The organism is Pseudomonas sp. L13 (assembly GCF_009935965.1).
Classification (GTDB): Bacteria; Pseudomonadota; Gammaproteobacteria; order Pseudomonadales; family Pseudomonadaceae; genus Aquipseudomonas; species Aquipseudomonas lactis.
Genome location: NZ_QODJ01000047.1, coordinates 23,483 through 45,187 on the forward strand (window position 1 = coordinate 23,483; position 21,705 = coordinate 45,187).

At 61.8% G+C, this 21,705-nt stretch carries 17 protein-coding genes; 15 read left to right on the forward strand and 2 right to left on the reverse strand.

Annotation, left to right across the window (positions count from 1 at the left end):
• Nucleotides 1-48 precede the first annotated feature (48 nt).
• Genes waaF through DK871_RS21015 form a run of 7 tightly spaced genes read left to right on the forward strand, consistent with a single transcriptional unit; the run spans nucleotide 49 to nucleotide 7,007 of the window.
• Nucleotides 49-1,083, forward strand: coding sequence for a lipopolysaccharide heptosyltransferase II (gene waaF / locus DK871_RS20985; protein ID WP_032893896.1), 1,035 nt, complete (start codon nucleotides 49-51; stop codon nucleotides 1,081-1,083).
• 1 nt (nucleotide 1,084) lies between these two features.
• Nucleotides 1,085-2,146 carry a lipopolysaccharide heptosyltransferase I gene (gene waaC, locus DK871_RS20990; RefSeq protein WP_161906470.1) on the forward strand — a complete coding sequence of 354 codons (1,062 nt, stop codon included), beginning with the start codon at nucleotides 1,085-1,087 and terminating at the stop codon, nucleotides 2,144-2,146.
• On the forward strand, nucleotides 2,146-3,270 hold the full coding sequence (locus DK871_RS20995) for a glycosyltransferase family 4 protein (RefSeq protein WP_161906471.1): 1,125 nt from the start codon (nucleotides 2,146-2,148) through the stop codon (nucleotides 3,268-3,270). Before waaC ends, DK871_RS20995 begins: the two co-directional genes overlap by 1 nt.
• Nucleotides 3,267-4,073: a lipopolysaccharide core heptose(I) kinase RfaP gene (gene rfaP / locus DK871_RS21000; RefSeq protein WP_161906472.1), complete on the forward strand. Its 807-nt coding sequence runs from the start codon at nucleotides 3,267-3,269 to the stop codon at nucleotides 4,071-4,073. Before DK871_RS20995 ends, rfaP begins: the two co-directional genes overlap by 4 nt.
• Complete coding sequence (locus tag DK871_RS21005) at nucleotides 4,073-4,807, forward strand: lipopolysaccharide kinase InaA family protein (RefSeq protein ID WP_003187993.1); 735 nt, start codon at nucleotides 4,073-4,075, stop codon at nucleotides 4,805-4,807. The genes rfaP and DK871_RS21005 overlap by 1 nt, the downstream gene beginning before the upstream one ends.
• Nucleotides 4,804-5,556 (forward strand): lipopolysaccharide kinase InaA family protein, encoded by a 753-nt coding sequence (locus DK871_RS21010; RefSeq protein WP_161906473.1) that lies wholly within the window; start codon nucleotides 4,804-4,806, stop codon nucleotides 5,554-5,556. The genes DK871_RS21005 and DK871_RS21010 overlap by 4 nt, the downstream gene beginning before the upstream one ends.
• Nucleotides 5,556-7,007 carry a lipopolysaccharide kinase InaA family protein gene (locus DK871_RS21015; RefSeq protein ID WP_161906474.1) on the forward strand — a complete coding sequence of 484 codons (1,452 nt, stop codon included), beginning with the start codon at nucleotides 5,556-5,558 and terminating at the stop codon, nucleotides 7,005-7,007. The genes DK871_RS21010 and DK871_RS21015 overlap by 1 nt, the downstream gene beginning before the upstream one ends.
• Before the next feature lie 98 nt (nucleotides 7,008-7,105).
• Here the strand turns inward: DK871_RS21015 and DK871_RS21020 are convergent, their stop codons facing one another.
• The gene (locus DK871_RS21020; protein ID WP_161906475.1) at nucleotides 7,106-9,184 is read right to left on the reverse strand and encodes a TonB-dependent receptor; all 2,079 of its coding nucleotides are present in this window, start codon (nucleotides 9,182-9,184) and stop codon (nucleotides 7,106-7,108) included.
• A 232-nt stretch (nucleotides 9,185-9,416) separates the two neighbouring features.
• Between DK871_RS21020 and DK871_RS21025 the strand changes: the two genes are divergently transcribed.
• From DK871_RS21025 to DK871_RS21050, 6 genes are all read left to right on the forward strand, one after another.
• Complete coding sequence (locus tag DK871_RS21025; RefSeq protein WP_256677502.1) at nucleotides 9,417-9,734, forward strand: YceK/YidQ family lipoprotein; 318 nt, start codon at nucleotides 9,417-9,419, stop codon at nucleotides 9,732-9,734.
• 149 nt (nucleotides 9,735-9,883) lie between these two features.
• Nucleotides 9,884-11,641 (forward strand): carbamoyltransferase, encoded by a 1,758-nt coding sequence (locus tag DK871_RS21030; RefSeq protein WP_161906477.1) that lies wholly within the window; start codon nucleotides 9,884-9,886, stop codon nucleotides 11,639-11,641.
• Nucleotides 11,642-12,538 carry a GNAT family N-acetyltransferase gene (locus DK871_RS21035; RefSeq protein ID WP_032893887.1) on the forward strand — a complete coding sequence of 299 codons (897 nt, stop codon included), beginning with the start codon at nucleotides 11,642-11,644 and terminating at the stop codon, nucleotides 12,536-12,538. It begins immediately after the preceding gene.
• Nucleotides 12,535-13,941 carry a PIG-L family deacetylase gene (locus DK871_RS21040; protein ID WP_161906478.1) on the forward strand — a complete coding sequence of 469 codons (1,407 nt, stop codon included), beginning with the start codon at nucleotides 12,535-12,537 and terminating at the stop codon, nucleotides 13,939-13,941. Before DK871_RS21035 ends, DK871_RS21040 begins: the two co-directional genes overlap by 4 nt.
• An 85-nt stretch (nucleotides 13,942-14,026) precedes the next feature.
• Nucleotides 14,027-15,175 carry a glycosyltransferase family 4 protein gene (locus tag DK871_RS21045; RefSeq protein ID WP_161906479.1) on the forward strand — a complete coding sequence of 383 codons (1,149 nt, stop codon included), beginning with the start codon at nucleotides 14,027-14,029 and terminating at the stop codon, nucleotides 15,173-15,175.
• Entirely contained in the window at nucleotides 15,172-16,053 is an 882-nt protein-coding gene (locus DK871_RS21050; RefSeq protein ID WP_161906480.1) for a glycosyltransferase, read from the forward strand. Before DK871_RS21045 ends, DK871_RS21050 begins: the two co-directional genes overlap by 4 nt.
• Nucleotides 16,054-16,173: 120 nt before the next feature.
• Here DK871_RS21050 and DK871_RS21055 read toward each other — a convergent pair whose 3' ends face one another.
• Nucleotides 16,174-18,015: a bifunctional O-antigen ligase/aminoglycoside phosphotransferase family protein gene (locus tag DK871_RS21055; protein ID WP_161906481.1), complete on the reverse strand. Its 1,842-nt coding sequence runs from the start codon at nucleotides 18,013-18,015 to the stop codon at nucleotides 16,174-16,176.
• Nucleotides 18,016-18,173: 158 nt separating this feature from the next.
• Between DK871_RS21055 and msbA the strand changes: the two genes are divergently transcribed.
• On the forward strand, nucleotides 18,174-19,979 hold the full coding sequence (gene msbA / locus DK871_RS21060; protein WP_161906482.1) for a lipid A export permease/ATP-binding protein MsbA: 1,806 nt from the start codon (nucleotides 18,174-18,176) through the stop codon (nucleotides 19,977-19,979).
• Between the two features lie 295 nt (nucleotides 19,980-20,274).
• Nucleotides 20,275-21,699: a bifunctional D-glycero-beta-D-manno-heptose-7-phosphate kinase/D-glycero-beta-D-manno-heptose 1-phosphate adenylyltransferase HldE gene (gene hldE, locus DK871_RS21065; protein WP_161906483.1), complete on the forward strand. Its 1,425-nt coding sequence runs from the start codon at nucleotides 20,275-20,277 to the stop codon at nucleotides 21,697-21,699.
• The last annotated feature ends 6 nt before the right edge of the window (nucleotides 21,700-21,705 follow it).

Here is a 21,705-nt window from a genome sequence, read left to right on the forward strand (position 1 = left end):
ATTAGGGCGGGGAGGCATAAGCCTCCCCGCATCGTTTGTGGAAACTACATGAATATTCTGATCGTTGGGCCCAGTTGGGTCGGTGACATGGTGATGGCACAGACACTGTTTCAGTGCCTGCGCCTGCGCTATCCAGACTGCCAGATCGACGTGCTCGCCCCTGAGTGGAGCCGGCCGATCCTTGAGCGTATGCCAGAGGTGCGCAAGGCCTTGAGCTTCCCGCTCGGCCACGGCGCCCTGGAGCTGGCGACCCGCCGACGTATCGGCAAATCCATGGCCGGCCAGTACGACCAGGCGATCCTGCTGCCTAACTCGCTGAAGTCGGCGCTGGTGCCGTATTTTGCCGGTATCCCCAAGCGCACCGGCTGGCGCGGCGAGTTCCGCTATGTGCTGCTCAATGACGTGCGCACCCTGGATAAAGCCCGTTACCCGTTGATGATCGAACGCTTTATGGCTTTGGCCTACGAGCCGGGCGCTGAACTGCCCAAGCCGTACCCGCGCCCCAGCTTGCAGATCGACCCGGTGACCCGCGACGCCGCGCTGGCCAAGTTTGGCCTGACCCTGGATCGGCCCGTATTGGCCTTGTGCCCTGGCGCCGAGTTTGGCGAGTCCAAGCGCTGGCCGTCGGAGCATTACGCCAAAGTTGCCGAGACGAAGATCCGCGAAGGCTGGCAGGTGTGGTTGTTCGGTTCCAAGAACGATCACTCGGTGGGTGAAGACATCCGCCAGCGCCTGATTCCCGGTCTGCGTGAGGAGGCGGTGAACCTCAGTGGCGACACGTCCCTGGCCGAGGCCATCGACCTGTTGTCGTGCGCCGACTCGGTGGTGTCCAACGACTCCGGCCTGATGCACGTGGCGGCGGCGCTGAACCGTCCGCTGGTGGCCGTATACGGCTCCACATCTCCAGGCTTCACTCCGCCGTTGGCCGACAAGGTCGAGGTGGTGCGCCTGGGCCTGGATTGCAGCCCGTGCTTTGAGCGTACCTGCCGTTTCGGCCACTACAACTGCCTGCGCCAGTTGCTGCCCCAGCCGGTCACCGATGCCTTGCAGCGTTTGCAGGGCGACGTGGTCGAGGTTCATTGAGTTGCGGGTTCTGGTAATCAAGACCTCATCCCTGGGCGACGTGATCCATGCCTTGCCGGCGCTCACCGACGCAGCGCGGGCGATTCCCGGCATTCGGTTCGACTGGGTGGTGGAAGAAGGCTTTGCCGAAATCCCCACCTGGCACCCGGCGGTGGACAAGGTCATCCCGGTGGCGATCCGCCGCTGGCGCAAAAACCTTTGGCAAACCGTCAAGAGCGGTGAATGGCGGCGCTTCAAGCAGGCGGTGCAGTCGACCAAATATGACCTGGTGATCGACGCCCAGGGCTTGCTCAAAAGCGCCTGGCTGACCCGCTATGTGCGGGCGCCCATCGCCGGCTTCGACAAAGATTCTGCGCGAGAACCGCTGGCTGCGCGCTTTTACTCCCGGCGCCTGGCCGTGGCCCGTGGACAGCATGCGGTGGAGCGCTTGCGCCAGCTGTTCGCCGTGGCCCTGGGCTACGACCTGCCCCAGCGTCTGGGCGACTACGGCCTGAGCGTCGAAAAACTGCTCGGCCTGCCGCCGAAAAAACCGTTCGTATTGCTGCTGCACGGCACCACCTGGGACACCAAGCACTGGCCTGAAGCCTATTGGCGCGAGCTGGCTGAACGCATGGGTCGCCTGGGCGTGGACGTAAAGCTGCCGTGGGGTAACGCCGCCGAAAAGGCGCGGGCCGAACGCCTGGCCCTGGGCCTGCCCAACGCCGAAGTGTTGCCCAAGCTCAACCTGGCGGGCGTGGCCCGTATATTGGCGAGCGCCCGTGCCTGCGTGGCCGTCGACACCGGCCTCGGCCACTTGGCGGCCGCATTGGATGTGCCGACCATTTCCCTGTTCGGCCCCACCAACCCAGGCCTCACCGGCGCCTACGGCAAAGGCCAGATCCACTTGGCCAGCGACTGGCCGTGTGCGCCTTGCCTGCAAAAACAGTGCACGTATCAACCCACTGCCGACGACCTGCGACGGTTCGACATCGCGCGCGAATCGCCCCTGTGCTTCACGCGCTTGAACCCTGAGCGTGTCGCAAACCGGCTGAGCACGTTGTTACTGGCCGAGGAGCAGCACTGATGCAACTGGCTTTTGTTCTGTACAAGTATTTCCCTTTCGGTGGCCTGCAGCGCGACTTCATGCGCATCGCCCTGGAGTGCCAGCAGCGCGGCCACAGCATTCGGGTGTACACCCTGATCTGGGAAGGCGATATCCCACCAGGCTTTGAAGTGCTGGTGGCGCCGGTCAAGGCCTTGGTCAACCACCGCCGCAACGAAAAGCTCTACGCCTGGATCCAGGCCGACCTGGCCAAGCGCCCGGTGGACCGTGTGGTGGGGTTCAACAAGATGCCGGGGCTGGACCTGTACTTTGCCGCCGACGGTGTGTTCGAGGACAAGGCCCAGACCCTGCGCAACCCGATGTATCGCTGGTTCGGGCGCTACAAGCACTTTGCCGAATACGAGCGCGCCGTATTCGATAAAAACGCCAAGACGCAGATCATGGTGTTGTCCGAGCATCAGCAACAGCTGTTCACCCAGTATTACGGCACCCAGCCCGAGCGCTTTCACCTGCTGCCACCGGGTATCGCCCGCGACCGCCGAGCGCCGCCGAACGCCGCCGAGATCCGCGCCGAGTTTCGCGCTGAATTTCGCTTGGCTGAAGATGATTTGCTGTTGGTGCAGATCGGTTCGGGGTTCAAGACCAAGGGCGTCGACCGCAGCCTCAAGGCGCTGGCCGCATTGCCTTCGCGCCTGAAGAAACGCACCCGGCTATTTGTAATCGGCCAGGACGACCCCAAAGTATTCCAATTGCAGAGCGCGGCGCTGGGCCTGGGCGACCAGGTGCAGTTCTTCAAGGGCCGCAATGATATTCCGCGCTTCCTGCTGGGGGCCGACCTGTTGATTCACCCCGCGTACAACGAGGCGGCCGGCATGGTGCTGGTCGAAGCGGTGGTCGCCGGCCTCCCGGTACTGGTGAGCCAGGTGTGCGGCTATGCGTTCTACATCGACAAGGCCCAGAGCGGCCGGGTGTTGGACGAGCCGTTCGAGCAAACCCAGCTCAACCAGTATCTGGTCGATATGCTCGACGACCCACAAGCGCGTGCGACCTGGAGTCGCAATGGTCTGGCCTTCGCTGAGACGGCCGACCTCTTTAGCATGCCGCAGTACGCTGCGGACCTGATTCTGGCGGAGCCAAACCGATGAAGTTGATTCTAGCCGAACCCTTCAAGACCCTCTGGGACGGGCGCGATGCGTTCGCCGAGGTCGAGAAGCTGGAAGGCCAGGTGTTCCGCGAGCTGGCCGCTCGCCGTACGTTGCGTACGGTGGTCGAGGGCCAGCCTTATTTTGTGAAGATCCACCGTGGCATTGGCTGGGGCGAAATCCTCAAGAACCTGGTCACCGCCAAATTGCCGGTATTGGGCGCGGGCCAGGAGTGGGTGGCGATCCAGCGTTTGCAGGCGCTTGGCGTCCCGACCATGACCGCCGTGGCGTTCGGTGAAAAAGGCAGCAACCCGGCCGACCAGCACTCGTTCATCATCACCCAGGAACTGACCCCCATCATCAGCCTGGAAGACCTGACCCTGGACTGGGTCAAGCAACCGCCCGTGCCGGCCATCAAGCATGCCTTGACCCTTGAGCTGGCGCGTACCGTGGGCGCGATGCACCGCGGCGGCGTCAACCACCGTGATTGCTACCTGTGCCATTTCCTGTTGCACACCGACCGGCCCATCAGCGTCGACAACCTCAAGCTGTCGGTGATCGACCTGCACCGTGCCCAGGTGCGTGCGACGATCCCCGTGCGCTGGCGCAACAAAGACCTGGCCGGCCTGTATTACTCCGCGTTGGAGATCGGCTTGACCCAGCGTGACAAGCTGCGTTTTCTCAAGGCCTATTTCCAGCAGCCGCTGCGCCAGATCCTGGCGGAGCAAACCGCGCTGCTGTCTGCGCTGGGACGCATGGCTGCAAAGCTGTATGCGCGTAAACAACGATACGGGGATGCGATCTGATGGCGGGTTGGAACCTGGAACCTGCCTACGCCGCCCTGGCGGATGACTTTGGAAGCCTGGACGCGGTGTTCGCCCTGCAAGGCGAGCGGCTGACCCGCGACCCGTTATCGGAAGTGATCCGGGTGGAACGTGGCGGGGTCAATTATTACGTCAAGCGCTACGTAGGCGCCGGCAAGGGCCTGCGTCGTTACCTGGGCCGGCCACGGGTGAAATCCGAATGGCAGAACCTCAAGCGCTTCGCCAAGTGGGGCATCCCCACCGCCGACGTGGTGGCCTGGGGCCTGGACCGCAAGGGCCTGGCTTATAACCGAGGCGCCATGATCACCCGTGAACTGCCCAAGACCGAAGATCTGTCGGTGCTGGCCGAGCGTCACGATGAGCGCCTCAAAGACCCTCGGTGGGTCGATGGCATCAGCCGCCAGCTCGCCGAATACACGCGCACCATGCACGATCACCGCTTCACCCATAACGACTTGAAGTGGCGCAACCTGTTGGTGGACGACCAGCGCACCCTGTACCTGATCGACTGCCCCAACGGTGATTTCTGGCGCGGTTTCTGGCTCAAGTACCGCATCACCAAAGACCTGGCCTGCCTGGATAAAGTCGCCAAGTATCACTTGTCGGCCACCCAGCGCCTGCGCTTCTACCTGCAATATCGCCAGCGCGCGCACTTGACCGCGTCGGACAAACAGCGAATTCGCCATGTGGTGAAGTTTTTCGAGGGACGCGAATGAGTGACTTCCTGGCGGCCGAAGACCGCGCTCTGCTTGAGCGCAACGGCCTGGCGACCTTCGACGCGCTGTGGGCCAAGCAACTGGATGCGGTGGACGAGCCGAACACCAGCGGCGACGGTTGGAGCAGCGTGTATCGCCTGGAGCTTGAGGGGCAGGGTTACTACCTCAAACGCCAGAGCAATTACCTCACGCGCACCTTGCATCGCCCGTTTGGCGAGCCGAGTTTTGCCCGCGAGTTTCGCAACATCAGCCTGTATCGGAAGCTCGGCATCCCGGCCCTGCAAGCGGCGTTCTTCGGTGAGCGCAAGGTCAAGGGCGAGCGCCGGGCGATGTTGCTCACCCGTGCGCTGGATGGCTGGAATGACCTGGATTCGTTGCTGGAGCAGTGGCCGCAATTGAGCGCGGCCCAGCAGAGTGCGATCCTGTTGGCGTGCGGCAAGCTGGCGCGTCATCTGCACAGCGTCGGGCAGGTGCATGGCTGTTTTTACCCCAAGCATATTTTCCTGCAGCCTGCCGGTGAGGGTTACGCCGCACAGTTGATCGACCTGGAGAAAACCCGCCCGTTGCTGTTTGGCTGGCGTGACCGGGTCAAGGACCTGGAACCGCTGCTGCGCCGCGCGCCGCAATGGTCGGATGCGCAGGTGCGCCAACTGCTGGCGGCGTACCTTGAGCAGCCCGAGGACAGTGCCTTGGTCGCCACTTGGCACCAGCGCCTGACCGCACGCCGCAGCCATAAGGAGAACCGCTGATGCGTTTATCCGAGCTGAAAACGGCTGGGCGTACCCCCGGCCTGCCACTGACCCTCGACCTGGCGGATGCCGCCGGCCCTGGGCAATTGCAATTGCTGAGCCTTTTGCGGGTGTTGCCGGGGCAGCGCTATGTGGGCGCCGCCGTGTGGCGGGGTCGCCCGGTGTTGGCCAAGTTGTTGGTGGGCAACAAGGCGGCGCGGCATTTTCAGCGTGAGCTTACGGGGGTGCGCCTGTTGGCTGAGCAGGGCCTGACCACGCCGTTGCTGCTGGCCGATGGCTTGCAGGACGGCGAGGGCGGTTGGCTGCTGTTTGAATTTATCGAGGGGGCCCAAAGCCTGTCCGACGCTTGGCTCGCCGTCGAAAACCTGCCGCCGTTGGCGGACGAACAAACCGCTGTGCTCGCCGAAGCGCTGGGCGCGATTGCCCAGATGCATGCCAAGGGCCTGTGGCAAGAAGACCTGCACCTGGACAACCTGCTGCGCAAGGATGGCAAGCTGTATTTGATCGATGGCGCCGGTATTCGTGTCGAAGAGGCGGGCAAGCCGTTGTCGCGCAATCGAGTGCTGGAGAACCTCGGTGTGTTCTTCGCCCAACTGCCCAAGAACCTCGAGCCCTTTACCGAAGAGTTGCTGGTGTATTACTTGCTGGCCAACGGCGAACACGCCTTGCCAATGCAAGCCTTGGAAAAGCAGGTGCGTAAAGTCAGCGCCTGGCGTTTGAGAGACTACCTGGACAAGACCGGCCGCGAATGCACGCTGTTCAGCGTGGTGCGCGGCGCTTTTGGCTTGCGTGCGATCCGCCGCGAAGAAGAAGCCGCCATGGTGCCGGTGCTGGAGCAGGCCGATGCGTTGCTCGACCAGGGGCACCTGTACAAGACCGGTGGCGCGGCGAGCGTGGCCAAGGTTGACGTGGCCGGCCGACCGCTGGTGATCAAACGCTACAACATCAAGGGCTTTGCCCATTGGCTCAAGCGTTTCTGGCGCCCAAGTCGCGCCTGGCACTCCTGGCGCGAAGGCAATCGCCTGGCCTTCCTGGGCTTCGCCACACCCAAGCCGCTGGCGGTGCTGGAGAAACGGTTCCTGTGGTTGCGCAGCCGCGCCTATCTGGTCACCGAATACCTGCCCGGGCCGGACATTATCGAGCGCTTTGCGCCGTATGTGGAAAGCGGCGAGGCGCCCGAGAGCGAGTTGCAGGCGCTGGACCAGTTGTTTGCCGAGTTGATCCGCGAACGCATCAGCCATGGGGACTTCAAGGGCCATAACCTGTTCTGGAACGACGGGCGCTGGGCGATGATCGACCTGGATGCCATGTGCCAGCACACCTCGCTGTCCAGCTTCGCCCCTGCGTATGCCAAAGACCGTGCGCGATTTATGCGTAACTGGCCGCAGGGCAGTGCGCTGTACCAGGTGATTGACCAGCGCTTGCCCAAAGAGGCGGGTGTCGGCAGTTAAACCTATCGCGGGCAAGCCCGCTCCCACACTTGATCTGTGAACGCGGTAAAAATGTGGGAGCGGGCTTGCCCGCGATGGCGCCCGTCCAGGCGCCGCATTCAGAACTGGTACTGCGCCCCAGCGCCTGCATACCACGAGCGCCCCGGCGCCGCTTCGTAATAGCGGTTATTGCCATCCCCCACAATCACCGACCCTACGTACTGACGGTCCAGCAGGTTATCCAGGCGCAAGGTCTGGTGAAAGGTCCAATGCTCGACCTTCTGCTCAAACCGTGCGCGCCAGTTGAAGACGCTGTAGGCCGGTGCGGCGTGTTGCTGGTTGGTGTCTTCTACGTAGACCTTGCTGCGGTACAAGCCTTCGATGGCGGTGCTGACCCAGTCCCGTGGTTTCCAGTTCAGTTCGGCGAACAGGGTGGTCTGTGGCACTCCGGGGAGGTAGTTGCCTTTGTCGATGGTTTTCCCGTTATTGATGAAGTCGCTGTCGTATTGAGCTTGCAGGCGGGTATAGGCGAGGCTGGTGCTCCAGTGCTCGCTCAGCTGGCTTTCCACACCCAGTTCGAAGCCACGGCGCAGCGTGCGGCCGGCGTTCTGGTAGGTAGAGCGCCCGCCATCTGATCGCGCTATCACTAACTCGTTGTCCGTGGTGATCTGGAATAGAGCAGCATTAAGGCGCGTGTCCTGGCCGATGCGCGCCTTCACGCCAACCTCATACTGCTTGCTGACAGACGGCTTGAGGTTGAAGTTAAAGCCGTTCGAAGTGTTTGAGTAAGCTGACTCAGCTTGAGTAGGCGTTTCAAAGCCTTTGCCTGCGCTTACATAAGCGTGCAGGTCGGGAGTAAAGGCGTACATGGCGCTGATCGACGGGGTGTTCTTCTGGTAAGTCTTACTGCCGCTGTCGTTGCCATCGCTGATGAAGTGGTCGTCCACGTCCATCTTCATAGTGCTGTGACGCAAGCCGGCTTGCAGAGTCCAGTCGCCCAGCAACCAGTTGGCCTGTACGAAAGGGTCGAGGCTGGTGGCGGTGTCGATTTCATCACGGCCCATGGCACCTTTGACGCCGTGTATGCCGTTGACGGTATTTGAGTAACCCTGGCGATCATCCTGGCTGCGGTCGTAGTCGAGACCGGTGATCAAGGTCAGATCACCGGGTGCGCTGGTAATGGGTTGCAGCCAATGGACGGAGCCACCGTAGAACGTCCGGTCGAAGTCCACTACACCGCCACGTTTGTCCGAGTCACTGCCGCCTGGTATCGACAGGTACTGAATCACACTGCGGCGCCCGGTATAGGCATTGACCTGCAAGGTCGCGCTACCGAAATACCGCTCGTAATTCAGCCCCAATTGCTGATGATCGATACTTTTGCGCGTGTTGTAGTTCAGCGCATTGGCGCTCACCGAGCGAGGGTCTGCCTTGTACGCATCCCATGTCTGCCCCAGCGGATCCTGCGTACCGTTCTGCTCCAGGCTGCTGTAGATCAATGCCAGCTTGCTGTCGTCATCGGGCTGGAAATTGAGCTTGGCGAAGGTCTGGTCGCGGCGCGCGCTGCTGTGGTCGCGGTAGCCGTTGGTGTCCATGCGCGAGGCGTCGAGCACAAACCCGGCGCCGTTCGCTGCACCCTCGGCGCTGAGGTGGTTCTTGTTCAGGCCGTCGCTACCCAGCAGGGTTTCGGCGCCGATACGCGGCGGGCCTTCACCGTCGCGAGAGAACATTTGGATCACGCCCCCGGCGTTGCTGCCATACAGCGTCGCCGCCGGGCCCCGCAGCACTTCGATGCGCTCGGCCGTGTCGAGGTTGAACGTCGCGGCCTGGCCCTGGCCATCCGGGGTACTGGCGGGAATGCCATCGGCGATCAGCTTGATGCCGCGCACGCCGAATGCTGAACGGGCGCCGAAGCCTCGGGACGAGATCTGCAGGTCTTGCGCGTAATTCTGACGGTTCTGCACCACCAGGCCGGGCACGCGGGACAGGGCTTCGGAGGCGTTGATGCCGAGTTGGCCGTCACTGATCTGTTCGCGGCTGATGCCGTCCACGGAGTAGGGCAAATCGAACGTTGGGCTAGCGCTGCGCGAACCGGTGACCACGCTGGGGTCAAGTATCAGCGGCGCATCGTCGGCGTGGGCGTTACTGCACAGGCCCAGCAAGAGCAGGGCAAGGCGGGAGGGAGTGGATGATGTCATGAGGGGGCCGGGTCTGTGGCGCAGCGCGACGGAGTGGCGTAGGCGCAAATGTCGCAAGTTTAACGGCTCCCCCCGATTTTGCCGAATTCACCGGCCACTGGGCGGAACAGGAAGTTTCCCACGCGCTGCGACGGCGCCGGTAGGCTGCTGATTCGTTGGGTTTGCGAGGCTTGAGCTGCTAGATTTCGGCTCCTCCAAAAAAAGAAGAGCCAAAAACATGCGCACAACGAGCATGAAATTACTGCTGCTGGCGTGCATCGCGTTGACGATGGCTGGCTGTGGAACGGTGACCACCGCGCTTCGTGACGATGCCGTCACCGTTCGGTCGCTCAAGGCCAGCAAAACCTATTGCCAGTCCGTTCCACGTGTCTACAGTGGGGTGACTTATAACCTGTGTGTCCTGAATGGCCCGCCGAACTCCGGCAGCGATGTAATAGTAAACAGCGTGCCCTGGACGCTCATAGACATCCCCCTCTCCGGTATCACGGACACGCTGCTGCTGCCGTACACCATTTACCGACAAAGCGCCGACGGCAGCATTGAACTCTAATTGCCCGCTGAGCTTGGCGCTTGCCGCTAACAGCTTCCCCCTGCTTTTAAGCTATAATCCCGCCCTTTAGCTGTTTCCCGCCCCGGCGGGAAGCACACTTTTTTCAGGCGCGATGCGCCTGCATGCAGACTAAAAGAGGCTAGACCCCAGTGGCATTGACGATTCTTGGCCTGTCCGGCGCCCTTAGCCATGATCCTTCCGCAGCCCTGTATATCGACGGCAAGCTGATTGCGGCCGCCGAAGAAGAGCGCTTCGTACGCGACAAACATGCAAAGAACCGCATGCCCTACGAGTCGGCGAAGTTCTGCCTGGAACAGGCCGGCATCAAGCCTTCGGACGTTGATGTGGTGGCGATCCCGTTCGCCCCGATCAGCCTGTTCGGCGAGGCGCGCTGGCACTACGCCAAGCGTTACTGGTACGCCCCGGACCGCGCCCTCGACGCGATCCTGATGGGCAACCGTCGCTACAAGCGCTATCGCAACAAGATCGTCTGGTGCCTGGAGCAACTGGGCTTCGATCCGAAGAAAATCAAGATCGAACCGGTTGAACACCACCTGGCTCACGCCTCCAGCGCCTACCACTGCTCGGGCTTCCAGGAAAAAACCGCGATCCTGGGCATTGACGGCAAGGGCGAGTACGCCACCACCTTCTTCGGCTACGGCGAAAACGGCAAGATCCACAAGATCAAGGAATTCTACGATCCGGACTCCCTCGGCGGCCTGTATGGCGCAATCACCGAGTTCCTCGGTTTCGAGATGCTCGACGGTGAGTTCAAGGTCATGGGCATGGCGCCGTACGGCGATGCCAGCAAATACGACTTCTCGCGCCTGGCCTCCTTTGAGAACGGCGAGTTGGTGATCAACACCGACTACGCCAACGTCATCGGCCTGCGCCGCTACAAAGAGAAGGGCAAGGGTTTCTACTTCTCGCCAAAACTGATCGAGTGGCTGGGCCCCAAGCGCGAAGGCGACATCGCCGACGAGCCGTATATCCACTACGCGGCCAGCATGCAGGCGCTGTTCGAAAAACTGGCCTTGCAGATGATTGACCACTACCTGGGCGACATCCTCAAGGATACCGGCAAGCTGGCCTTCGCCGGCGGCTGTGCGCTGAACGTCAAGCTGAACCAGAAAATCATTGCCCGTGACGACGTCAAAGAACTCTTCGTGCAACCGGCCTCCGGCGATGCCGGTACCGCTGTTGGCGCGGCTGCCTATGTGTCCCATGCCCGTGGCGTACCGGTCGAGAAGATGGAGCACGTTTACCTCGGCCCGTCCTACAGCAACGAAGACGTGATTGCCGCGTGCGCCAAGCACGAGAGCAAGCCGCACTGGCGCAAGATCGAGAACATGCCCAAGCGCATTGCCAAGATCATGGTCGACGGCAACCCGGTGGCCTGGTTCCAGGGCCGCATGGAGTTTGGCCCGCGTGCGTTGGGCGGTCGTTCGATCATCGGTTGCCCAAGTGCGACTGGCGTTGCAGATCGCATCAACCACCAGATCAAGTTCCGCGAGCGCTGGAGGCCTTTCTGCCCGTCGATGCTCGACACCGTGGCCCCGCAGATGATCAAGGTCGATCACCCGGCGCCGTTCATGACCTTCACCTTTGAAGTGTCGGAAGAATGGAAGACCCGTGTGCCGGAAGTAGTCCATGAAGATGGCACCTCCCGCGCCCAGGTGCTCAAGCGCGAATACAACCCGCGCTACTACGACATGATGAAAGAACTGGAAGTGCTGACCGGTAACGGCGTGTCCCTGAACACCTCGCTCAACCGTCGTGGCGAAGCGATGATCTGCTCGCCGACCGACGCGCTGAACATGTTCTTCGGCTCGGACCTGCAGTACCTGATCATGGAAGACATCCTGGTGGTCAAGGACGGCGTGGACCCTTATGACGCCGTGGTTTAAATGCTGAATCGCTTCCAGGGCTGGCGTGAACGTGGCTGGGCGCCTGTCGAGGCCGAGGTATACGCCCAGGCCTGGCAGCGTTACGGCGGCAGCGTGGCGACCCATCCCCAGGTGATCGAGCGGCTGGCCGGCCTGGCGCAGATACCCGTGCGCTACCTGGGCTGGGAGCAAGGCGGTGAACTCAAGGGGGCAATCGCCACTTGGGGACGCGACCTGGCGCTGTCCAAGGACGTGCTCAAGCGCAGCGGCAAGAAAGGCCTGTTTGACCTGGGCAACGCCGAGATCATCCTGCCGATTGCCGCTGATGCGCAGGTGCCATTGCGGCATCGCGCGCGCTACCTCTCGGCGCTGAACGAGGGGCGCGTGAGCACCCTCAAGCCCCAGGCCGAGCAGTTGGCCATGGCGCGCACTCCTGAAGACCTGTCGAAGAAGTTTCGCTACAACCAGCGGCGTGAACTGCGCCTGTTGGAAGAGGCGGGCGGCGTGGTACGGGCGGTCAGTGAGTTTTCCAGCGTAGAACTGGCGGCGATTTATTGCGACCTGTTCCAACGCCGCTGGGGCTTTCCGGCGGCGGGCGCGGCGCGCCTGGCCGAGGTGCTGGAGCTGCTCAAGGAATTCCTGTTCGGCTCGGTGCTGTTTCTGAACGACGCGCCGATTGCGGTGCAATTGGTGTATCAGGTGCAGTCCAACGAGTGGTTCAGCGCCGAGTATGTCAACGGCGGCGTCGACCCGGAAACCCGCGCCTTCAGCCCCGGCAGCGTGCTGAGTTTTCTCAATACCCAAAGTGCCTGGGAACAGGCGCGGGCGGCGAACAAGTCGCTGCGCTTTTCCTTCGGGCGTTCCGACCGCGAATACAAGGAGCGCTGGTGCAACCCGGTGCCGGTGTTCAGTGTATGAGCCGTAAACAGCAACTGCTCAAGCGCCATCGGCGTAACAAGCGTATTGCGCTATTGATCGGCGTGCTGGTGCTGGTCGCCACCGGCGTACTGGTTGCCTGGTGGCTGCCGCTGATCCTTGCGGTGCTGTTGTGGGCCGCCCATGAAGCCTGGTTTGCCGATCACCTGTTTTACTCGCCCAAAGACAGCTATGAGTACGCGTTCCCGGCCGGCAGCGAACAGCCCGGCTTGCGCCTGGAGGCGGGCCGGCTGCTGCTGGATGCACCGTTGGCGGCGGATGAAACCCTGATCGTCGGCGTTGAGTTGAAAAGTACCTGGCTGGGGCGTTTCTTCGACCCCGCGGTGGATCTGTTGGGCCTGGCAAGCCCGGACCGGCAAGCCTTCGAGCGCGGCGTCGCTGGGCGGCGTTATCTGAACCTGACCGGCGCCGCCGAGGCCTTGGCCGCGGGCAAGCTCCACTTGCGCGGGCGTTTTTGCCGGATCAAGGGGCAGCCGACGCTGTGGCGCTTTCGCCAGCCGGACTATCGCCAGCAACGCGTGATGGTGATCGCGCCCCATGCCGACGATGCCGAACTGGCTGCGTTCAGCCTTTACAGCCAGGCGGCTGAAAGCTGGATCGTCACGCTGACGGCCGGTGAAATCGAGGCCGAGCATTATCGGCACATGGGCCTGCCCAAGGCTGAAGCAGCGCGCCTGAAGGGCCGTTTGCGGGCCTGGGACAGCGTCGCGGTGCCGCGCTGGGCGGGCGTGCCCGAGGCGCAGTGCGTGCAGTTGGGCTACTTCTGCATGCAGTTGCAAGCCATGCAGGCCTCGCCGGCTCAGCCTCAAGCCTCCCGCGAAGCCGATTTGGCCGATACGCGGCTGTTTCGCCAGTTCAATGGTTTTGCCTTGCCTGGCGATGCTGATGGCGCGCCGACCTGGAACAACCTGATCGCCGACCTGCGGGCCTTGCTGCTCAAGGCGCGGCCCCAGGTCATCGTGTTGCCCACGCCGTTGCTGGACCCCCACGCCGACCATATCTGCGCCCATGCGGCAGTGCTGGAAGCCTTGCAAGGCCTGGCGTGGCAGCCCGACACATTGCTCGGCTACGCCAATCACCTGCATGATAACGACCGTTGGCCCATGGGCGATTCCGGCGCTGGCGTGGCGCTGCCGCCGCGTTTCGATGGCGCTGTGGAGCTGGTGCCGTGCAGTTTCGCCCTCGCCTTGAGCCAGCAGCAGGACAAGGCCATGGCCCTGGGCATGATGCACGACCTGCAGCCGCCAGCGCCGTTCAAGCGTCGAGTGCGTAGGTGGTTGCAGCAACTGCTGGCGGGCCGTAGGCCGTCGCCCTATGGCGAGAACGAATTCTTCCGCAAGGCCGTGCGCCGTCACGAGCTGTTGTGGGTCCTGAAGCAGGACTGAGAGCCGATTGAAGGCAGGCCGGTATGCGCCTGCCGCCCTTTTTACCGGGCTGCGTGCCCGTAGCCAGATCGCTGCATGGAGAGTTATGAAGCCTCGTTTCAAGGTTTTGCAGTTACAGCCGGACTACAACGTCAAGACCCATGACTTCGCGGACTTGGGTGAGCAAATCGTCAAATCCTTGCCGGCTGAGCGCTTTGAGGTGACCTCCGGATTTCTCAGCGGGCGCCCGCTGCCTGGCCAGCCCCTGAGCGTGGCCGAGCACTCCCACTATTTCGAGCTGCCGGAGAAGTCCCTCAAGGGCATTCGCTTTGGCGCCATGTGGCAGATCTACAAGTATTGCCGTGAGCAGAAGTTCGACGTGGTCATCTGTAACCGTTTCAAATCGGTGAACATGATGCTGTCACTCAACCGCTGGTTGAAGATCCCCCTGTGCATCGGCATCTCCCACGGCTTTGGCGAGTACGCCCGTGGTTACCGTCGGCGTCAGACCCAGCGCTGGGTCAGCCCGGCGTGGCGCTTTGTCGGTGTGTCCGAAGCGGTCAAGGACTACCTGGTAGACCTCAACTGCGGGTTCACCCGTGAGAACACCAGCTACGTCACCAACGCGATCGACATTCCCCAGGCAGAGGCTTTGCAACTGTCCCGCGAGGACGCGCGCAAGGCCCTGGGCCTGCCCATGGATGCACGGATGATCGGCGCACTGGGGCGCCTTGTGCCGATCAAAGGCCATACCCATCTGCTGCAAGCCTTCGCCACGCTCAAGGACAAATACCCTGAGGCGCAGGTGGGTATCATTGGTTCCGGCCGTGCCGAAGCCGACCTGCGCGCCGACATCGAGCGCCTGGGCCTGACCGGCCGTGCGCACTTGCTGGGTTTTCGCGAAGACGGCATGAAGTACGTGCGTGGCTTCGATATCTGGACCATGCCGTCGCTGTTCGAAGGCCTGGGCCTGGCCCTGCTGGAAGGCATGAGCGGCCATCTGCCGGTGATCGCCTCCAACGGCCCGGCGATGCTGCCGCTGGTGCAGGGCGCGGGCGGCTTGTTCCACGACCCGGGCAACGTCGAACAACTGGCTGCGGCTCTGGACACTTACCTGGCCTTGAGCGATGAACAATTACGTGCCAAGGGTGAAGAGGTGTTCCGCTATCTGGAGGCCAACCACACCCTCGACGAGTTCAAGCACAAGTACCTGACCCTGATTGAAACCGGTTTGCGTGAAGTAGGTAGAGCATGAATCAGCCACAACCCCTGGTCTCGGTGATCATCGCTTCCTACAACCATGGCCAGTACATCGAGCAAAGCATTCTTAGCGTGCTGGGGCAGACCTACCCCAATATCGAGTTGTTGGTGGTCGATGACGGCTCCAAGGATGACAGCGTCGAACGCATCCAGCGCTTGCAGGCCGAGCACGGCTTTGATTTCCGGGTGCAGCAGAACCAAGGGCTCAGCGCCACCTTGAACGGTGCAATTGCTCGCGCCAAGGGCAGCCTGATCGCACCGTTCGGTTCAGATGACATCATGTTGCCGGACCGTATCGCCACCCAGGTGGCGTATATGGGCGGCAAGCCGAAGGTGGGCATGTGTGCCGGCAATATCGAGCTGATCGACGGAGACGGCAATCTGCACCCGGAGAAGAAGCAGCGTCGCGATGTGCCGTTTCGCCGTCTGGATTTCGACGACCTGTTCCTGGACCGCAAGCCGTTTCCACCGGCGCCGACCATGCTGATTCGTCGCGAAGTGCTGGAGGAGGTCGGCGGTTTCGATCCGCAGATTCCCCTGGAAGACCTGTTGATCCAACTGAAGATTACCGCGGCGGGCTACACCATCGACGCCCTTGACGTGGTGATGGCCAAGTATCGCCAGCACGCCAGCAACACGTACAAGAACCACCGCTACATGATCCAGAACATCCTCAAGACCTACGCCAAGTTCAGCGAGCACCCGGCTTATGACGCGGTGCGCTACAACTTCCTGAACTCGATGTTCCTCAAGACCGCCGACCGCGACCGCCCGTTGGCACGGGAGATTCTCAAGCAGATCCCGTTGAAGTTCTGGGGGCGCAAGACCTTGCGGGGGCTGGTACGGTTGTATCTGGCACCGCTCAAAAACTGAGCCGCCACGGCACCCTGTAGGAGCGAGCTTGCTCGCGAAGAACGTCAACGATAACGCGTGCTGCCTGAATGAACGCGGTGCCGGTGAGTTTTTCGCGAGCAAGCTCGCTCCTACAGGTGTTTACAGGCTTTGGACCTGCTCGCGGATTTTCGCAGTGGCGGCTGGGCTTGCCACCGAGGCGTAACCTTTGACCAGTTGTTCGAAATGCGTTTCGAACAGCCAGTTGCGGTCCTGGGGATAACGCTGCATGTGGCGCAGGTTACGTTGGCGCAGGGCGTGACGCAGTGAAGACGGGTAGATGCGCAGGTCTGCCACGTCGATCAGGGCGAATTCACCATCGTCCATCAACAACACGTTACCCAAGTGCAGCGAACGGAAGTACACGCCGCGCTCGTGCAGCTGCGCCATGAACCGGCCAAAGCGCTCAACCAGTGATTCACGCAGGCTGCTGTCCAGGCTTTGCAACGCTTGGCGCAACGTCAGGCCGGGCAACGGCGTGTAGCGCACTGCGCTGCTGGCATCGCTCAGGCGGTAGAGCCCGAGGATGTGCGGCGTAGGAATGCCCAGGGTGCGCAATTGCTCGCTGTTGCTGGCAAAGCGCTCGGAGTACGGGTTGAAGCTGCCGGAGGTGTACCAGCGGCGTGGGCGGAACAGTTTGAGGAAACTGCCGTCCTCCAGGCGCAGGACTTTGGGCCCCAGGCCATCGGCTTCAATCACATGGGCGTTACTGCACAGCTGTTCAAACGCGGCAGGCTTGAGGTTTTGCACCGGCATGCGCAGCAGGCTGCGGTGGCGCTGGGCGAGGCTCAGGCCGGTGATAATTGCCAGGGGGATCCACAGCAGGAACCAATGCTCCTTGGGCCGTGACAGGATGCCGCCGCCTTCGGTCAGGCCCGCGCCGATGCCGTAAGCCAGCAGCGACGATGCCAGGATGAACAGCGGCTGGGCGCGTTGTTGCAGGCCTTTATACAGGCCCCAGCCGAGCATGAAGGCCCACGGGATGAAACCGATGATGCCGACGTAATAGAGCACGCCAAGGGCGAAGCTGTGAGGCTCGCGCAGTTGATAACCGTCCGCCAAGGTCAGGAACAACTCGGAGTCGTAACTATGGCCGATCCACGGGTGCTCGGCGATAAGCTGCAAAGACATGCTCCACAGTTCCAGGCGGAACGAGCTGCCACGCATAATGATTGATTCAGGATAGAACAGGATCAGCCCGACGATGCCCAAGGCGGTGCCGGCGAGCAGTAGCATTGAGCGGCGATTGCGGCTGACAAAACTCATCCAAAGTATGGCCAGGGTCAGCGCCACCAGCGGCGTGCGTGAACCCGTCGCCAGCACCGCGGCGGTCATGATTGCCTGGGCCGGTACGCTGAACCACAGCACGTTGAGACGCTGGGTGGTCATGCAGACGTACAGCCAGTACACCGTGAAAAAGCCAAACAGGTGCGAGCTGAGCAGCGGGTTGTCGAGGGCGCCCAGCCCGCCGATCATACGCATGCCAGGTTGATAGCCTTTGGCGAACGCCACAAGGTTACCCAGGCTCACCACCAGCGCAATTACCGCAGCGCTGAAGAAGATCGGCTTGAACAATTCGTTGCGGTAATGAAGCAGTAATCCGCAGCCGCCAAACACCATGAAGGTATTCAACGGCCGCTTGAACAGGTCGGTATCGGAACTGGGTTCAGGGCTCCAGAGCAGGCTGGTCAGCGCCCAGGCGGAGAACGCCAGAAACGCGATCGCCAGGGGCTCGCGCAGCAGGTCCTTGAGCTCCCGAGGGCGCATGCACAACAGAAACAAGGTCGGTACGCTGAATAGGATGTAGACAATGCGGTGCAGTACGTTGCGATTGCCGACGAAGAACAGTGCACTCAGGAGCAGCAACAAGCCAACAGGCAAAATCCATAGGACCAGGAAGTCGAAAACGCGATTTGAGCCATAGGTAAGGCGCTTGGAGTGCATACAGTAAAGCCATTCCAGAAAGAGAAAGCCGACCATCTTAAGCTAGTGGCTAAGTAATGTCGCCGGTAGGATCCAACCGGGCCGCGGCTTACGCCGGGTGCAAGTACAACAGAGAAGCTGTGCTAAAGTCAGCCTCCTTTTTCAAAACGCCGCGTGATATGACCGACTCCAGTCCGAGCGCAAGCCCTTCGAGCTTGAAAATATACTTCCGCCTGCTCAGTTACGTTAAGCCCTATATGGGCTTGTTCGCGTTGAGTATCCTTGGATTTCTGATTTTCGCGTCGACCCAACCGATGCTGGGTTACATCCTCAAGTACTTTGTTGATGGCCTTTCCAATCCGGAAGCTGTGCTGTTCCCGACCGTGCCGTTTTTGCGCGACCTGCAATTGCTGCAGGCGGTACCGCTGCTGATTATCCTGATCGCAGCCTGGCAGGGCCTGGGTTCGTTCCTGGGCAACTACCTGTTGGCCAAGGTCTCCCTGGGTCTGGTCCACGACTTGCGGGTGCAGCTGTTCAACAACCTGCTGACGCTGCCCAACCGTTACTTCGATAACCACAACTCCGGGCATCTGATTTCCCGCATCACCTTCAACGTGACCATGGTCACCGGTGCCGCGACCGATGCCATCAAGGTGGTGATTCGCGAAGGCATGACGGTGATCTTCCTGTTCGCCTCCCTGCTGTACATGAACTGGCGCCTCACGTTGGTGATGATTGCGATCCTGCCGTTGATTGCCGTGATGGTCAGTACCGCCAGCAAGAAATTCCGCAAGCAGAGCAAGAAGATCCAGGTGGCCATGGGCGACGTGACCCACGTGGCCTCCGAGACCATCCAGGGCTACCGCGTGGTGCGCAGCTTCGGCGGCGAAGTCTACGAACAGAAGCGCTTCTTCAAGGCCAGCCAGAGCAACACCAACAAACAACTGCGCATGACCCGCACCGGGGCGATCTACACCCCGGCGCTGCAATTGGTGATCTACTCCGCCATGGCCGTGCTGATGTTCTTGGTGCTGTACCTGCGTGGCGACGCCTCGGCGGGTGACATGGTCGCCTACATCACCCTGGCCGGCTTGCTGCCCAAGCCAATCCGCCAACTCTCGGAGGTCAGCTCGACCATCCAGAAAGGTGTGGCGGGCGCCGAAAGCATCTTCGAACAGTTGGACGAAGACGTTGAGGTCGACCACGGCACTATTGAACGTGACAAGGTCAGCGGTCGCCTGGAAGTGCGTCACCTGAACTTCACCTACCCTGGTACCGATCGCCATGTGCTCAAGGACATCAGCTTTACCGCCGAGCCTGGGCAGATGATTGCGCTGGTGGGGCGTTCGGGCAGTGGCAAGTCGACCCTGGCCAGCCTGATCCCGCGCTTCTACCACCATGAAAGCGGTGAAATCCTGCTCGATGGCATCGAGATCGAGGACTACAAGCTGCTCAACCTGCGTAAGCACATTGCCCAGGTTACCCAGCATGTCACTCTGTTCAGCGATACCGTGACCAACAACATCGCCTACGGCGACCTGGCCGGCGCGCCTCGTGCCGACGTTGAGGCTGCGGCGGCGGATGCCAACGCCAAGGACTTCATCGACCAGTTGCCCAAGGGTTTTGATACCCAGGTGGGTGAGAACGGTGTGTTGTTGTCCGGTGGCCAGCGTCAGCGCTTGGCGATTGCCCGTGCGTTGCTCAAGAATGCGCCGTTGCTGATCCTCGACGAGGCCACCTCGGCCCTCGATACCGAGTCCGAGCGGCATATCCAGGCGGCACTCGATAAGGTCATGCAAGGTCGCACGACCCTGGTGATTGCGCACCGTTTGTCCACCATCGAGAAGGCTGATCTGATCCTGGTGATGGACGACGGGCGGATTGTCGAGCGTGGCACCCATGGCGAGTTGTTGGCGCAGAACGGTTACTACGCTCGCCTGCATGCCATGGGCCTGGATGCGCCGGTGCAGGCTGATATCACCTGATCCAACCAACTGTGGGAGCTGGCTTGCCTGCGATAGCGGTGGGTCAGTAGTAGAAGTGCAAGCTGGCCGGCCGCTATCGCAGGCAAGCCAGCTCCCACATTTTTGAGCTCGGTGCATCAGGTAGATAAGCTTCGGCTGGAAGGCCGTCACGGGAGCAAGCGCCCTCGCCACAGATCAGTTTCGCAAGCCCCTTTCATATTTGGCCTGCGGTGGATTCCGCATCGCGCCAGTCGCAAGCCATCGCAAACCCTGTGCTAATATCGCGCCCCTGTTCATTTTGTATGTGGGTTGCTCCATGAAGTTGTCCATGCCGCGATTCAATCAAGCCGCTGTCTTGGTGGTCGGCGATGTCATGCTCGACCGTTACTGGCATGGTGGTACCTCACGGATTTCCCCTGAGGCTCCGGTGCCGGTCGTCAAGGTCGAGCAAATCGAAGACCGCCCAGGTGGCGCTGCCAACGTCGCGCTCAATATTGCCGCGCTCGGCGCCCCGGCTTCCCTGGTGGGGGTGACCGGCGACGACGAAGCGGCCGAAAGTCTGGCTAACAGCCTGCAGGGCGCTGGCGTGCGTGCGTTGTTCCAGCGCATCGCCCATCAGCCGACGATCGTCAAGCTGCGAGTCATGAGCCGTCACCAGCAGTTGCTGCGTATCGATTTCGAAGAGCCCTTCGCCACCGACGCCCTGGCCCTTGGCGACCAGGTCGAGGCACTGCTCGACGGTATCAAGGTGCTGGTGTTGTCCGACTACGGCAAAGGCGCCTTGCAGAATCACCAGGTGTTGATCCAGGCCGCCAAGGCTCGCAACATTCCGGTGCTGGCCGATCCCAAGGGCAAGGACTTCTCGGTTTACCGAGGCGCCAGCCTGCTCACGCCAAACCTCAGCGAGTTCGAAACCATCGTCGGCGGTTGCGCTGATGAGCACGAACTGGTGAGCAAGGGCGCGGCGCTGATGGCCGATCTCGACCTGGGCGCCTTGCTGGTGACCCGTGGCGAGCACGGCATGACCCTGTTGCGTCCGGGCCACCCGGCCATGCACCTGCCGGCGCGTGCCCGTGAAGTGTTTGACGTCACCGGTGCCGGCGACACGGTGATTTCCACCCTGGCTGCCTCCATTGCCGCCGGTGAAGAGCTGCCCCATGCCGTGGCCTTGGCCAACCTGGCGGCGGGCATTGTGGTGGGCAAGTTGGGTACCGCCGCCATCAGCGCGCCGGAGTTGCGCCGCGCCATCCAGCGTTCCGAAGGCTCGGAGCGCGGTGTGCTGGGCCTGGAGCAATTGCTGCTGGCGATTGACGATGCTCGAGCTCACAACGAAAGCATTGTGTTCACCAACGGCTGCTTTGACATCCTGCACGCCGGGCACGTGACGTACCTGGAACAGGCAAGCGCACAAGGTGACCGCCTGATCGTTGCGGTCAACGATGACGCTTCGGTCAGCCGCTTGAAAGGCCCTGGCCGCCCGATCAACAGTGTTGACCGGCGCATGGCGGTCCTCGCGGGTCTGGGCGCGGTGGACTGGGTGATCAGCTTCTCCGAGGGCACCCCGGAAAACCTGCTGGCCCAGGTCAAGCCTGACGTGCTGGTCAAGGGCGGTGACTACACCGTCGACCAGGTGGTCGGTGCGGACATCGTCAGCGCCTACGGTGGCACGGTCAAAGTGCTGGGGCTGGTTGAAAACAGCTCCACCACCGCGATTGTCGAGAAGATCCGCAACAACGAGTGATACCCC

Excerpts from the sequence above, each read along its gene's own strand:
- waaF (WP_032893896.1), top strand. The coding sequence starts at position 49 with ATGAATATTCTGATCGTTGGGCCCAGTTGGGTCGGTGACATGGTGATG.
- DK871_RS20995 (WP_161906471.1), top strand. The coding sequence starts at position 2,146 with ATGCAACTGGCTTTTGTTCTGTACAAGTATTTCCCTTTCGGTGGCCTG.
- rfaP (WP_161906472.1), top strand. The coding sequence starts at position 3,267 with ATGAAGTTGATTCTAGCCGAACCCTTCAAGACCCTCTGGGACGGGCGC.
- DK871_RS21005 (WP_003187993.1), top strand. The coding sequence starts at position 4,073 with ATGGCGGGTTGGAACCTGGAACCTGCCTACGCCGCCCTGGCGGATGAC.
- DK871_RS21010 (WP_161906473.1), top strand. The coding sequence starts at position 4,804 with ATGAGTGACTTCCTGGCGGCCGAAGACCGCGCTCTGCTTGAGCGCAAC.
- DK871_RS21015 (WP_161906474.1), top strand. The coding sequence starts at position 5,556 with ATGCGTTTATCCGAGCTGAAAACGGCTGGGCGTACCCCCGGCCTGCCA.
- DK871_RS21020 (WP_161906475.1), bottom strand. The coding sequence starts at position 9,184 with ATGACATCATCCACTCCCTCCCGCCTTGCCCTGCTCTTGCTGGGCCTG.
- DK871_RS21025 (WP_256677502.1), top strand. The coding sequence starts at position 9,417 with ATGAAATTACTGCTGCTGGCGTGCATCGCGTTGACGATGGCTGGCTGT.
- DK871_RS21035 (WP_032893887.1), top strand. The coding sequence starts at position 11,642 with ATGCTGAATCGCTTCCAGGGCTGGCGTGAACGTGGCTGGGCGCCTGTC.
- DK871_RS21040 (WP_161906478.1), top strand. The coding sequence starts at position 12,535 with ATGAGCCGTAAACAGCAACTGCTCAAGCGCCATCGGCGTAACAAGCGT.
- DK871_RS21045 (WP_161906479.1), top strand. The coding sequence starts at position 14,027 with ATGAAGCCTCGTTTCAAGGTTTTGCAGTTACAGCCGGACTACAACGTC.
- DK871_RS21050 (WP_161906480.1), top strand. The coding sequence starts at position 15,172 with ATGAATCAGCCACAACCCCTGGTCTCGGTGATCATCGCTTCCTACAAC.
- DK871_RS21055 (WP_161906481.1), bottom strand. The coding sequence starts at position 18,015 with ATGCACTCCAAGCGCCTTACCTATGGCTCAAATCGCGTTTTCGACTTC.
- msbA (WP_161906482.1), top strand. The coding sequence starts at position 18,174 with ATGACCGACTCCAGTCCGAGCGCAAGCCCTTCGAGCTTGAAAATATAC.
- hldE (WP_161906483.1), top strand. The coding sequence starts at position 20,275 with ATGAAGTTGTCCATGCCGCGATTCAATCAAGCCGCTGTCTTGGTGGTC.